General features: G+C 70.2%; 12 protein-coding genes and 1 pseudogene. 5 read left to right on the forward strand and 8 right to left on the reverse strand.

The annotated features are described in order from the left end of the window. Positions 1-54: 54 nt before the first annotated feature. Positions 55-1590 (reverse strand): tyrosine-type recombinase/integrase, encoded by a 1536-nt coding sequence (locus tag O3597_RS26070; protein ID WP_281602695.1) that lies wholly within the window; start codon positions 1588-1590, stop codon positions 55-57. A gap of 280 nt (positions 1591-1870) precedes the next feature. On the opposite strand from O3597_RS26070, the gene O3597_RS26075 reads away from it, so the two are divergent. Beyond that, a complete protein-coding gene (locus tag O3597_RS26075; protein WP_281602696.1) occupies positions 1871-3220 on the forward strand; it encodes an MFS transporter in 1350 nt (449 codons plus the stop codon). Positions 3221-3327: 107 nt separating this feature from the next. Here the strand turns inward: O3597_RS26075 and O3597_RS26080 are convergent, their stop codons facing one another. From O3597_RS26080 to O3597_RS26105, 6 genes and pseudogenes are all read right to left on the reverse strand, one after another. Continuing rightward, positions 3328-3519: a CsbD family protein gene (locus O3597_RS26080; RefSeq protein WP_281604642.1), complete on the reverse strand. Its 192-nt coding sequence runs from the start codon at positions 3517-3519 to the stop codon at positions 3328-3330. Positions 3520-3582: 63 nt separating this feature from the next. Next, positions 3583-4291 (reverse strand): annotated as a pseudogene (locus O3597_RS26085) (hypothetical protein). A gap of 98 nt (positions 4292-4389) precedes the next feature. Next, on the reverse strand, positions 4390-4662 hold the full coding sequence (locus tag O3597_RS26090) for a GlsB/YeaQ/YmgE family stress response membrane protein (RefSeq protein ID WP_164449697.1): 273 nt from the start codon (positions 4660-4662) through the stop codon (positions 4390-4392). A 173-nt stretch (positions 4663-4835) separates the two neighbouring features. Beyond that, the gene (locus O3597_RS26095; protein WP_120732857.1) at positions 4836-5057 is read right to left on the reverse strand and encodes a hypothetical protein; all 222 of its coding nucleotides are present in this window, start codon (positions 5055-5057) and stop codon (positions 4836-4838) included. Between the two features lie 105 nt (positions 5058-5162). After that, positions 5163-6251, reverse strand: coding sequence for a sporulation protein (locus O3597_RS26100; protein WP_281602697.1), 1089 nt, complete (start codon positions 6249-6251; stop codon positions 5163-5165). Positions 6252-6509: 258 nt separating this feature from the next. Continuing rightward, a complete protein-coding gene (locus O3597_RS26105; protein WP_281602698.1) occupies positions 6510-7826 on the reverse strand; it encodes a hemolysin family protein in 1317 nt (438 codons plus the stop codon). Positions 7827-8104: 278 nt separating this feature from the next. Here O3597_RS26105 and O3597_RS26110 point away from each other — a divergent pair, with 278 nt between their 5' ends. Both O3597_RS26110 and O3597_RS26115 read left to right on the forward strand, forming a co-directional pair. Beyond that, positions 8105-9475 carry a hemolysin family protein gene (locus tag O3597_RS26110; protein WP_281602699.1) on the forward strand — a complete coding sequence of 457 codons (1371 nt, stop codon included), beginning with the start codon at positions 8105-8107 and terminating at the stop codon, positions 9473-9475. Then, positions 9472-10536 carry a hemolysin family protein gene (locus tag O3597_RS26115; protein WP_281602700.1) on the forward strand — a complete coding sequence of 355 codons (1065 nt, stop codon included), beginning with the start codon at positions 9472-9474 and terminating at the stop codon, positions 10534-10536. The genes O3597_RS26110 and O3597_RS26115 overlap by 4 nt, the downstream gene beginning before the upstream one ends. Positions 10537-11164: 628 nt before the next feature. Here O3597_RS26115 and O3597_RS26120 read toward each other — a convergent pair. Then, positions 11165-11887: a class I SAM-dependent methyltransferase gene (locus O3597_RS26120; RefSeq protein ID WP_164449692.1), complete on the reverse strand. Its 723-nt coding sequence runs from the start codon at positions 11885-11887 to the stop codon at positions 11165-11167. 295 nt (positions 11888-12182) lie between these two features. On the opposite strand from O3597_RS26120, the gene rpmF reads away from it, so the two are divergent. Together rpmF and O3597_RS26130 are read left to right on the forward strand one after the other, a co-directional pair. Beyond that, positions 12183-12362, forward strand: a complete 180-nt coding sequence (gene rpmF, locus O3597_RS26125; RefSeq protein ID WP_164449691.1) for a 50S ribosomal protein L32 — start codon at positions 12183-12185, stop codon at positions 12360-12362. Next, entirely contained in the window at positions 12359-13591 is a 1233-nt protein-coding gene (locus O3597_RS26130) for a GTP-binding protein (protein ID WP_281602701.1), read from the forward strand. The genes rpmF and O3597_RS26130 overlap by 4 nt, the downstream gene beginning before the upstream one ends. Position 13592 lies beyond the last annotated feature (1 nt).

A 13592-nucleotide genomic window follows, 5' to 3' on the forward strand; every position in this document is an offset into this window, starting at 1 on the left:
CTTTGCACTACGGATCAGAAGGTTAGGGGTTCGAGTCCCTTCGGGCGCGCAAGATCATAAGGGGTCTGACCTGCCGGAACGGCAGTCAGGCTCTTTTGCTGTCTGGCCCGGGTGGACGGTGGGTGTCACGTGGGTGCGATGTGGGTGCAGCCCTGGAAGCGGCCTTCTCGCGGGTCTGTCGGGATGTGACCTGCGGCTTTGTGGCCTGCTTGCGCTTCGTTGGGGCGGGAGCACCTGTTTTCGGTTTCGTCGGCGTCGGAGTGCCGGCTTTGGGGCCGCGGCCGGGCCGGTTCGGGCCTTGGTCTTGATCTTCTTGCGGGTGCGGCGGGCGGCGTTGAGGACCAGTTGGGCGGTGGCGTCGGCGCAGCGGCGTTGGATCTGCGGTAGGACGCTGGTGTAGGTGTCGGCGGTGACGACGATGCTGGAGTGCCCGAGGAGGTCCTGCAGCGTTTTGAGGTCGGCGCCGGCTTCGTGGGCGAGGGACGCGGCGCCGTGGCGCAGGTCGTGCAGCCGCACCGGGGGCAGCCCGGCCCGGCGGACGAGGATCCGGAACCGGGTGGTGGCGTAGTTCGGGTTGATCGGCTTGCCGTCGGCCCGGGTGAACACGTATCCGCTGTCGGTCCAGGACCTGCCATTGTCCGCCGCCTCCGCCTTGCGGTCCTGCTCGTGGCGGCGGTGCACACGCAGGATCTGCACGCTGCGTTTGTCGAGGGCGACCGACCGCCGCCCGGCCGGGGTCTTCGGCTCGCCCTCAACGACCTGGTAGCCGGCGGTGGTGCGGTTACGTTCGATGGTCAGAGTGCCGCGGTCGAGGTCGATGTCGGACCAGCGCAGCCCGCACAGCTCGCCGCGGCGCAGTCCGCGTAGCCCGGCGAGCCACCAGAGGGCGAACAGCGGGTCGTCGTTCACCGCGCTGAGGAACTCGGCGAGCTGGTCGGCGGTCCAGACCGCCACCGGCGGCCGGGCACCGGTCTGTTCCCAGGACTGCACGCGGGCGTCGGTCCACACCGTGGCGTGGGGTTGCTGGTAGCCGGTGATCTCGATGTGCCGGGCCGGGTTGCGGTCCAGGATGCCTTCCTTGACGGCGAGGTTGAGGGCGGCCCGCAGGGTGGTGCGCAGGTGGTTCATCGCCGAGGCGGACTGCGGACGGCCCTTGCTGTTCCTGGTCGCCGCTATCTGCGCGAACACGGTGCGCAGGAGCGGAGCGTCGAGGTCGGCCAGGCGGTAGCGGCCGAGGTTGGGGATGAGGACGGTGTCGACGTCGCGGGTGTAGTGAAAGCGGGTGGTGGGTCGGATCTTCGTGCGGTTGTCGAGCCAGTGACGCAGCCACCGCTCGACCGTCCAGCCCTGTGCCGTCCGGTCCGCCTGCGTGGTGGTCAGCCATTCGTCGCGGGCGTGGCGGGCGGCGGCCTGCGAGGGGTAGCCACCACGGCGGACCCGCTCGGAGCGGCCGAGCAGGTTCCTGGCGGAGCAGTGGAAGTACCAGGTGCCGTGTCCGCGTTCGCCCAGTCGGGGGCAGGACTGTTCCCATCGGCGCCGCTGGTCGTCGCGGCACCCGCACCGTTTGAAGATCACACCTGACCTCGCCATGACGGAGCCTTTCTCGTGGAGTCACCTCTTTACCGATGCCGGTCTGGCTTCTGGTACGGGTCCGTCAGCCGATGGTCGCCAGCGGTGTCTTCCGACCATCAGCGCGCCCGGCCCGGGGTGATGAACCGTCGCTGGGCCGGCTGAGCGGCGGATCGCGGCTTCGTGTGGCCACGTGTCGAGGGCCGGTTCGCCGCCGCTCATGGTGGTGTTGCCGCTGTTGACGCCGGGTCGTCAACCATCGGCCGCAGCACTCGGCCTGCCACCGTAGGCTTGGCTGATCATGGCTGATCGCCGCACGCGCAACCTTCGCAACGTTCTCGCCGTGCCGGCGTTCCGCCGGCTGCTGGCGGTACGGCTCGGTGGGCAGTTCACCGACGGGGTGTTCCAGGCCGCCCTGGCCGGCAGCGTGTTGTTCAACCCGGACCGGCAGGCCACGCCGACGGCGATCGCGTTCGCCGCGGCGGTGCTGGTGCTGCCGTACTCCCTGGTGGGGCCGTTCGCGGGGGTGTTGCTGGACCGGTGGAGCCGCCGGACGGTGACGGTGGTGACCAACCTGGTCCGGGCTGGTGTCGTGCTGCCGATCTCCGCGTTGATCTTCCTCGGGTCGGAGGGGCCGCTGTTCTTCGTGGCGACCCTGGTGGTGATTGGGTTGGGCCGGCTGCTGTTGTCGGGACTGTCCGCGGCGACACCGCACGTGGTGGTCGACCAGCGGCTGGTCACCGCGAACGCGGTCAGCGGCACGGCGGGGTCGGTGGCGTACTCGCTCGGGCTGGGCTGTGCCCTGCTGCTGCTCCAGACCGTCTTCCCGGCGGGGAACGCCGGTTACGCCGCCATCGCTCTGCTCGCGCCGGTCGGTTACCTGATCTCCGCCGCGTTGGTCCGAGTCTGGTTCGCCCGCGACGAGTTGGGCCCCGATGAGGCTCTGCCGCACCGGCCGGGCCTCGCCGGGGAGGCGGCGGCGGTGGTGCGCGGCATGGTCGACGGAGTGCGGCACCTTGGGCAGGCGCGGGGTGCCGCGTACGCGATGGGGGTGCAGGCGGGGTTCCGGCTGTTGTTCGGGGTTCTGGCGCTGGCGATGCTGCTGCTCTACCGCAACCGGTTCGCCGGCGAGGACCTCGACGGCGTACCGGCGCAGTTGGGTCTGGTGTTCGCCGCGGGCGCGGCCGGGGTGCTGCTGGCGGCGGCGGTGACCCCGACGGCGGCCCGCCGGGTCGGCGGGTGGCGGTGGGTGGCCGGGTTGCTCGCGGCGGTCGCGGTGGTGCTGCCGGTGTTCGGGTTGCCGTTCGACCCGCTGCTGCTGATCGTTGTCGTGTTGGTGGTCAACGTGGCCGGGCACGGCATCAAGATCGTGGTGGACACGATGGTGCAGCACGAGTGCGCCGACGCGTTCCGGGGCCGGGTGTTCGCCGTGAACGACACGGCGTTCAACCTGGCCTACGTGCTCGGCATGGTGGTCGCGTCCCGGTTCATCCCGGACGATGGGCGTTCGCCGGCGCTGCTCGGTGTCGCCGCGGCCGGCTACGGCTGCCTCGCGGTGGGCTATGCAGTCGTCGCCGGCCGGTGGGCGCGTAAGGCCGGAGACGACATCATCGCCCTTCCGGTGGGGACGATGCCGGTGGTCGAGCGGTAGCCGCCGGGCACTCTGGGAAAGGGCCGGCTGGCACAGGGAACGGCCACGACGGGGTGCCGTCGTGGCCGTTCAGTCATCTCACCCTGCCGCGCCCTGCGCGGTGCCGGTCAGCTCTTGAAGGCGTCCTTGATCTTCTCGCCGGCCTGCTTGACGTTGGCGCTGGCCTGGTCGCCGCGGCCCTCGGCTTCGAGTTGCTCGTCGTCGGTGGCCCGGCCGGCGCCTTCCTTGACCTTGCCGGTGGCCTCTTCGGAGGCGTTGCTGATCTTGTCGTCGATACCCGTGGAGCCTCCCGCGTCGATGCTGGCGCTACACCGACGTCAGTACCCCCGGCGCGGGACCTGAACCTCTCGACGGGTCGGCCGCTAGTGGGCGCGGGCTGCCGGTCGATGTCGGGTTCGAGGTAGATCGCCGTGGCGGTGGGGCAGGACCCGGCGGATTCGGGTCTCGGCGTCGTCGATGGTGGCGGCGACGTCGGCTCCCCGGTCGGCGGTGCCGATGGCGATGACGACCAGCAGGACGCCGATGCACAGGGTGGCGATGCCGTCGAAGAGGGCGTTGCCGGTGAGCACGCTCAGTCCCACGCCGGCCAGGGCGAACAGCAGGCCGAGCAGGGCGCCGGCGTCCTCGAGGAGGATCACCGGCAGTTCGGGGGCGCGGGCGTGGTGGACGAAGGAGACCCAGCTCCGCCTGCCACGAACCTTGTTCGCCTCCTTCACCGCGGTCCGCAGGGTGTAGCCCTCGAGGGCGATCGCGATCAGCAGGACGGCGACGGCGACCAGGGGTGCGGTGAGCTCGTGCGGTTCGCTGATCTTGTGGTAGCCCTCGTAGAGGGCATAGAGGCCGCCGAGGGTGAACAGGATGATCGCGAGGATGAACGAGTAGACGTAGCGCTCCCGGGCGTAGCCGAACGGGTGCAGCGCGGTGGGGGCACGGCGGGCGCGTTTGCCGCCGACGAGCAGCAGCGCCTGATTGGTGGTCCGCGACGGAGTGCACGCCCTCGGCGAGCATCGACGCCGATCCGGTGATGCCCGCGGCGACGAACTTGCTGACCGCGATACCCAGGTTCGCCACCAGCGCCGTCGCGGGCCGCTGCCGCAGGTGCTTCCCGTGCCGGCAGCACGCCGCCGGCCCGCCCCGAAGGGCTGGGCCGGCGGGATGGGTGGTGGCGGTCAGTGAACGCGGCGGCGGCCGTAGGCGCCGGCGGCGATGGCGACGCCGATCGCGGCGAAGACGACCTGGATGGCCAGTTCGATCCAGTCGATGCCGGCGGTGTCGTCGACGCCGAGGGCGCCGGCGACGAGGGTGCCGAGGATCGCGGCGACCACGCCGATGAGCAGGGTCAGCCAGATCGGGATGTTCTGCTTGCCCGGCACCACCAGGCGGCCGAGCGCGCCGATGACCAGACCGATGATGATCGCGGTGAAGAAGCCGGTAACTTCCACGAGAGCCGTCCCTCCAACAGGGGGTTTGTCGTCGGCTCCGATCATTGCCCTGCCCCGCAACCGCCGAAACCAGCCCCGCGAGCCATCACGGACGGCAGCAGGGACGGAAGGCAGAACAAGCCGATGCCCGGCGGCCTGGAGGGTATCCGGGCCACCGGGCATCGGGGCGGGTGCTACTTGCCGCCGGTGAGGGCGACCAGGGCGTTGGCGGTGCGGAAGTACGGGTTGCGGCCGAGGTCGCCGACGGTGGTGATGTTGAAGGCGTCCTTGAGTAGCTTGGCGTCGCCGTCGCTGACCCCGGCGAGGGCGGACACCGGGGCGTCGACGATCTCGGTGAGGGTCTTGTCCTGGTAGGCCTTGTCGACCAGCTTGGTGAGGTCGGCGGTGACGGGCATGCACACTCCTTCGAAATCCGACCAGACAATCCGGTCGGCTGCGGACAAACCTGTCGAATTAGATCATGGAGTGGGTGGTCGGCTCCACTGTGGATCGCAGGCGGTTCACTCCTCCTCGTCGCTGCCCTCGTCCTCGCCGAAGGAGTCGAAGACCTCGTCGGCGACCATGCCGCCGGCGAAGCCGAGCGCGGCGCCACCGACCACGCCGGCGGCGACGGCACCCATGCCGGGGCCACCGTGCCGCTCGTGGTGGTGCTCGTCCTTGTGGTGCCCTCCGGGGTGGCCGTACCCGGCGTGCCCGTAGCCGGGGGCGCCGTAGGCGGGCTGCCCGTAGCCGGGCGGCGGAGGCGGTGGCGGGTAGCCGGGCGTGCCGTAGCCCTGGGCGGGCGGGGCGTATCCGTGGCCGGCGTGGGTGCTCTGGTAGCTGTCGAGGGCCTGGCGGACCCAGCCGTCGACCTGCGCGGCCCAGTCGATGCGGTCGGCGTCGGCGTGTGCGGCGTGGTAGCGGCCGTAGGAGTCGTGTCCGCCGGTGAACAGGCCGCCGCGCTTGTCGAACTCGAGGACGACGTCGACGCGGTGCTCGTTGGCGACGAAGGTCAGCTCGACCTCGTTGACGCCGTGGGCGTACTGGGGGGCGGCGTAGTACTCGATCTCCTGGTAGAACGGCAGGTTCTGGTGCAACCCGGCGATGTGCCCGCGTTCCAGGTCGGCGCCCTTGAACTGGAAGCCGAGCCGGCCGAAGGCCTCCAGGATGCGTTCCTGCACCGGCAGCGGGTGCACGTACACCGGGTCGAGGTCGCCCTTGTCGACCGCGCCGCGGATGGCCACCTCGGTGCGCAGGCCCATGGTCATGCCGTGCAGGTGCTGCCCGTACAGGTCGGTCACCGGGGTCTCCCACGGCACCGCCACCTGCAACGGCAGCGACAACTGCTGGCCCTCACGCAGGTGCAGGCCGCCGGCGACCTGCACGCGGTGGAACTCGACGAGGGCGTCGTACCCCTCCTCCGCGCCGTCGACCTCGACCCGGGTGACCAGGCCGACGGTGATGTGGTCGATCTCCACGTCGTGGCTGCCGCCGGTCAGGTTCACCTGACCGGCCAGCATCAACCCCGGGCGGGTGCTCGGATTGGACAGGACGGTATCGACGCTGGGGCCGCCCACCCCGAACGCGCCCAGCATCTTCTTGAACACCACGAACCTCTCCCTCGACGACCACCGGACGCGCGACACCCGGATCCGGTGGAACTTCCACGAGGATCCTTGTGTCACAACGAGATCAACGCAGTCCATAATGGATGCAGTCGCGTCGGCAAACTACCAACGCCACCTGAGAAGTAGCTGAGTGCATCCGGAGCATTACTCTCGGATAGTGCCGTGTGCGTGTCGGTGTGGCCCTTGTGGAGTGCGGCCCTCACCCCACAGCACGCGATCGCTAGTTGTCGGCCAGGCTTGTCAAGAGGTTGTCTCGTCCTCGCCGGCTTCGTGCCCGTCGCCACGCACCGGGATGGTGCGCAGGCGCACCCGGGTGATGGCCCGCCCGGTCACCTCCGCCACCTGAGCGGACAGACCCGGCAACTCGATCACCTCACCGGAAGCCTTCGGAATGTGGCCGAGGTGGGCCAGGAGCAGACCCGCCACGGTCGTGTAGTCCCCGGCTTCGAGGATGTCCTCGTCAAGGTCGATGCCGACGTCGGTCAGGTCGTGCAGCGGGAAGCCACCCGGCATCGGCAGCGCCCCGTCGGCCTCCCGGACGACGGCCTGCACGTCCCGGTCGGTCTCGTCGTAGATCTCCCCGACGATCTCCTCGACCAGGTCCTCCATCGTGACGATCCCGTCGATGGAGCCCCGCTCGTCCACCACCAGGGCGAACTGCTGCCTCTGGGCGCGCAGCTCCCGGATCGCCTCGGTCACCTTCAACGTCTCCGGCAGGTACACCGGCGGGCTGGCGTGCTCGGCGACCGGGCCTTCCTGGTCGAGCAGGTCCCGCAGGTGCACCACACCGACGGTGTCGTCCAGGCCGCCGCGACCCACGACGGGGGCACGGGTCTGCCCCGACCTGCCCAACTCACGCAACGCCTGCGGCGCGGTCAACGCCTCGGACAGGGTGACCACCTCGCGGCGCGGAACGAGGATCTCCCGCAGGATCCGCTCGGCCACCTCGAACGCCCCCGAAATGATCATCCGGTGTTCCGGGGTGAGGTTGCGCTGCGCGGCGACCATGTCCCGCAACTCCTCGGTGGTGACCTCCTCCCGGCGGGCGCGGGGGTCACCGCCGGCCAGGCGCACCACCGCGTCGCTGGCCCTGCTCAGCAGCCACACCGCCGGACGGGAGAACGCCGACAACGCGTCCAGAGGCCGAGCGACCAGCAGCGCCCAACCCTCGGCGCGCTGCATCGCGATCCGCTTCGGCGCCAGCTCACCCAGCATCAGGGTGACGAAGGTCAGGATGATGGTGACGACGACGATGGACACCGGCTCCGCCGCGCCACCGAGGAAGCCCAAGGGGCCCACGAGCGGCTCGGCCAGGGACACCGCCGCCGCGGCCGACGCCAGGAAACCGGCCAGGGTGATACCGATCTGGATCGTGGCCAGGAACCGGTTCGGGTCCCGCGCCAGCTTCGCCAGCACCCGCCCGGCCCGGGAGGTGCGCTCCAGTCGCTGCAGCTGGCTCTCCCGTAGCGACACCAACGCCATCTCGCTGCCCGCGAACACCGCGTTCACCAACACCAACACGAACACCAGCGTGACCTGCACGCCATAGCCGCCCACGGCCTGTTCGACGCCTCCTCGCCCGGACCCTCCGGAGCATCAACCGTAGCGGTGGCCGGCACACGGAAGCTGATACACCCACAATCCGGCACAACGGGCCGCTGGTGCCTGCTCGCCTTCGGGTGGAGCGGGACCACTCACCGCGTGGTGTTCCCCGGTGCGGCGTGGCGGTGGGCGCACAGCAACGGTTCAGGATGCCTGCCTAACCTGGTCGGCATGTCCCGCGACGGTGAGCCTCCCAGTACCGACCAGCCCGAGGTCCGAGAGGCGGCGTGCCGGTGACCGAGTGGCTGTTGCTGGCCGTCGCGGTCCTGCTGATCGCGGCGAACGCGCTGTTCGTGGCTGCGGAGTTCGCCTTCGTCACGGTCGACCGGGCGACGGTCGAGCGTCGGGCGCAGGACGGCGACCGCCGCGCCGCCGGACTGCTGGCGGGGTTGCGGACCCTGTCCACCCAGTTGTCCGGTGCGCAGTTGGGCATCACGGTGACCAGTCTGGTCGTCGGGTTCCTGGCCGAGCCGTCCCTGGCTACGCTGCTGCGTGGCCCGCTCGGGCTCACGGGTCTGTCCGACTCCGCGGTGACCGCGGTCTCGTTGACGCTGGCGTTGGCCCTGGCGACGGGTTTCCAGATGGTCTTCGGTGAACTCGTACCGAAGAACTGGGCGATCTCCGAACCGCTGCGCGTCGGCCGCGCCGTCGCCGGGGCGCAGCGGGGCTTCACCACCGCCGCCGGCCCGCTGATCCGTTTCCTCAACGGCATCGCCAACCGGATCCTGCGCCTGATGGGCATCGAACCGACCGAGGAACTGGCCTCGGCGCGGACCCCGCAGGAGCTGGCCTCGCTGGTCAGCCGGTCCGGCCGGGAGGGCACCCTCGACGCGCGGACCGCGGAACTCGTCGCGCGTTCGATCGACTTCGGTGAGCGTACGGCGGCCGATGTGATGACCCCGCGTACCCGGGTGCGGTTCGTCTCCGCCGACGCGCCCGCGGCGGAGGTCCTGGCCCTCGCCGCCGGCACCGGGCACGCCCGGTTCCCGGTCACCGGCACCGGCGTGGACGACGTCGTCGGCGCGGTGCACTTCAAGCACGCCCTGGCCGTGCCCGCCGCGCAACGGCCCACGCAGTCGGTACGGACGATCACGTCCGGTCTGCCGGAGGTGCCGGAGACCATGCCACTGGACCCGCTGCTGGCCGTCCTGCGCGAGCAGGGACTGCAGATGGCGGTCGTCGTCGACGAGTACGGCGGCACCGCCGGCATCGTCACGCTCGAGGACCTGGTCGAGGAGATCGTCGGTGAGATCGCCGACGAGCAGGACGCCCCGCACCGCCGCCACCACCGCGCCGCCGACGGGACGTGGATCCTGTCCGGCCTGCTTCGCCCCGACGAAGCGTCCCGGCTGATCGGTCTCGACCTGCCGGAGGCGCGGGACACCGACACCCTCGGCGGGCTCGTGACCGAGCACCTCGGCCGCTTCCCGCAGGTCGGCGACACCATCACCCTGCCGGTCGCCGACCGGAACCAGTCCGACCCGGACGGTCTGCCGACCCCGACCCACGCCGAACTCGCCGTCACCCGGCTCGACGGCCGCCGCGTCGACCGGCTCACCCTGTGCCGCACCGACACCCACCTGAGCGAGGCAGCCCGGTCATGAGCGACCTCACCGCGATCCTGTTGGCCGTGGCGCTGCTGGCCGGCAACGCCTTCTTCGTCGGGGCGGAGTTCGCCCTGATCTCCGCCCGCCGTACCCAGATCGAACCACGTGTAGCGGCCGGCTCGACCATCGCCCGGATCACCCTGCGCGCGATGGAGAACGTCTCCCTGATGATGGCCGGCGCGCAACTCGGCATCACCGTCTGCTCCCTGGGCCTCGGCGCGATCGGCGAGCCCGCCGTGGCGCACCTGCTGGAGAAGCCCTTCGCCGCCGCCGGCGTCCCTGAGGCGCTGCTGCATCCCATCGCGTTCACCATCGCCCTGGCGATCGTGGTGTTCCTGCACATGGTGCTCGGCGAGATGGTGCCCAAGAATATCGCCCTCGCCGGCCCCGAACGCTCCGCCCTGGTCCTCGGGCCGGTGCTCTACGGCGTCGTCACCGTCCTGCGTCCGCTGATCTGGCTGCTCAACCAGATCGCCAACGCCGTCCTGCGCCTGCTGCGCGTCACGCCGAAGGACGAGGTGACCTCCGCCTTCACCAACGAGGAGATCGCCGGCTTCATCGCTCAGTCCCGGAAGGAAGGGTTGATCGACCAGCAGGAACACGACCTGCTCACTGGCGCGCTGGCCTTCAACGACCAGACCGCCGCCACCGTCGCGCTCCCGCTGGCCTCGCTCATCACCCTGCCCCGGGACACCACCGTGGCCGAGCTGGAACGGCAGTGCGCGGCAACCGGATACTCCCGTTTCCCGCTCACCGACCCGCAGGGCGGACTCGCCGGCTACGTCCACGTCAAGGACATCCTCGAACTGCCGGCCGAGCAACACGACGAGCCGCTCGACCCGGGGCTGATCCGACCGCTCGCGACCCTCGACGCCACCGGGTCGCTGCGCGACGCGCTCACCGCCATGCAACAGCGGGGCGCCCACCTGGCCACCGTTTTCGACGCGACCGGCCAGCTCCTCGGCCTGGCCGCGCTCGAGGACATCGTGGAGAAGCTCGTCGGCGAGGTCCGCGACGCCACCCAACACACCGCGGAACGCGCCATGGTTCCCTCCTGACCCCACCCATGAGCGACTCGTTGCTGCCCCCGGGGACAGGGTTGACTGAGCCATTAAGGCGAAGGCGGTCCTTGTCGCGGTAGGCATCGTCGACCGGGCTGATGAAGATCCCGACCAGGCGCGGTTACCAACCGCGATGGTGCTCCGTTGGTGCTCGGATGTCCGGCGCTCAACCAGCACGATCGGATCAGGACCAGCAAAACGCGTCACGCACGCTCGATCACTTCGCGTGCGGATCCAGCGCCCCATTCGCTCTATCGCCCTGACCAGCAGATACTCAGCCGCTCGTTCCGACACGCATCAGCACTCAGCGACACGCGCGAAGCTGTAGTTACGCAGCGTAGAGAGCATCTGACGGGTTCGGACTACGGATCAGAAGGTTAGGGGTTCGAGTCCCTTCGGGCGCGCAAGATCATAAGGGGTCCGAGCTGCGGGAACGCGGCTCGGACCTTTTTGTTGTCCACCTGCTCTGGACGGTGGGTGTCACCCGGTGTCATCACGTTCCGTGACCGTACGTCCTGTGATGACTGCTTGACCTGCGGCCTTTTCGCTTCGCGGATGCCTTGGAGTTCGGAGTATGTGCCGCTGGTCGGGGCTGGGGTGTGCCCGGACCCGGGAACCGGATTCCTCAGGATCGGCGTACGGCTCGGACGACGTCCAGCGACCCGAACTCGCCGGACAGGCCAGCCTCGGCCAGGTCGGCGAGCAGGGCCTCGGCCGAAATGACGTGCCAACCGTAGTCGGCGTGGTCCTCCCTGAGGACTGTGTCGTCGGCGTCGAGCATGCGGTATTGCATCTTCCAGGTGACGGTGTCGGGGCCGGACGGTTCGGCGGACCCGCCACCCTCGTAGGTGTGGCGGCCGACCGAGACGGTGCCGAAGACCGCGAACGGCACCGGTGTCGGCTCCGCCGGTGGTTGCAGGTTGAGCACCAGTGGCGCGCCAGGGGCTAGGCGCTCGGCCACCCGGCGCAGGAATGTCCGCCGCCCGTCAGGATCGAGATGGCCGATCATGTTCATCGCCAGGACGGCGCCAAGACGAGCCGGCAGATCGGCACCGAGGGCGTCGGCGGCGACGACGGTGACCCGCCGCCGCAGGTCGGGCCGGGCGGCCATCCGGGACAACAGCACCGCCCGCAGCACCGGTGACGGTTCCACCGCGAACACGTCTGCGTCCGGCACGGCCGTGGCGAGCACCTCGGTGCCGAGGCCGGTGCCCGCGCCCACGTCCAGCAGGGTCCCGTCACCGACCGCGCCGCGCAGCGCCTCCGTTACCGGTGTGCGCAGGGCGTGCCAGGCCGGCTCGCTGAGCACGTGCAGGTATTCACCGGAGATCGCGTACTCGTCGCCCATCCCGCCACCATAGTGGAAACTATTTTCGTTATGCCTTACGCGGGCCAGCCCGCCCTCGGCGGCGCACATCGGTCGACGACCAGCTTCGGAACGGGGCTCAGGGCTCGTCGTGGTGGCCGGCGTGTGTCGCGCGCCGGTGGCCGTGGTGGATGTAGTCGAGGTGGTCGCCGTGCAGCACGGCGCACACGGATGAGTGCGCATCTGTGCAGTGAACGCGAACGCCGATGGACCGAGGAAGAAAACGAAAACCAGTTCCGATAGTGTGGTCTCCGTTCTTTCGACGGAGGGAGATCTCGTGGCCGTACCGAAGCGGAAGATGTCGCGGTCGAACACGCGGCACCGGCGGGCGCAGTGGAAGGCGGCCGTGCCGCAGCTGACGCCGTGTCCGTGTCCGCGTAAGGAGATGGTGGTGCCGCACCGGGCGTGTGCGCACTGCGGCCTGTACAAGGGGCGTCAGGTGGTGGATCAGCCGTGACGTGCCGGCTGCCGGTGACGGTGCTGTCGGGGTTCCTCGGCGCCGGGAAGACCAGCCTGCTCAACCACGTCCTCGCGAACCGGGACGGGCTGCGGGTGGCGGTGATCGTCAACGACATGAGCGAGGTCAACGTCGACGCGGCGCTGGTTCGCGACGGCGGTGCGCTGTCGCGGACGGAGGAGCGGCTGGTCGAGCTGACCAACGGCTGCGTCTGCTGCACGCTGCGCGACGACCTGCTCGACGAGGTGGCCCGGCTGGCCCGGCAGGACCGCTTCGACTACCTGCTCATCGAGTCCAGCGGCATCTCCGAGCCCATGCCGGTCGCGGCGACGTTCGCCTTCGGCCTCGAGGACGGCCAGATCCTCGACGACCTGGCCCGCCTGGACACCACCGTCACCGTGGTCGACGCGGCCGGCCTGCTGGCCATGATCGAGGCCGGGGAGACCCTCGAGGCGCGAGGACTGGCGGCGTACGAGGACGACGACCGGGGCATCGCCGACCTGCTGGTGGACCAGATCGAGTTCGCCGACGTGCTGGTGGTCAACAAGACCGACCTGATCGGCGCGGACGACCTTGCGACGGTGGAGGCGCTGCTGGCCCGGCTGAACCCGGCCGCCCGTCAGGTCCGTGCCCTCCACGGTCGGGTTGCGCCGGCGGAGATCCTGCACACCGGTCGGTTCGATCTGGAACGGGCGGAGACCGCGCCCGGCTGGGTGGCCGAGCTCAACGGCGGGCACGTGCCGGAGACCGAGGAGTACGGCATCTCCAGCGTCGTGTTCCGCGACCACCGGCCGTTGCATCCGCAGCGGCTGTGGGATCTGCTCACCGCCGGCCTGGACGCGTTCGGGGTCGTACGCTCGAAGGGTTTCCTGTGGCTGGCCAGCCGCCCTGACGTGCAGGCCCTGTGGTCTCAGGCCGGCCCGTCCGGGCGCTGCGACCCGGTCGGCGTCCCGGTGGTGGTGTCCGGGGAATGGCCGGAGGATCCCGACGAGCGAGCCGAGCTGGAGTCCCGGTGGCATCCGGTCTTCGGTGACCGACAGCAGGAGATCGTCCTCATCGGCGTGCACCTCGACGGCGACAGCCTGCGTGCGGCCCTGACGGATTGTCTGCTCACCGACGGCGAGATCGCCGCCGGGGAGGACGCCTGGCGGGCGCTGCCGGACCCGTTCCCCGCGTGGGACCTGGGTGACCTGCACGATCACGACCACGCCGACCCGGTCGCGGTATGAC

The sequence above is a fragment of the Verrucosispora sp. WMMA2044 genome (genome assembly GCF_027497155.1).
In the GTDB taxonomy this organism is placed as follows: Bacteria; Actinomycetota; Actinomycetes; order Mycobacteriales; family Micromonosporaceae; genus Micromonospora; species Micromonospora palythoicola.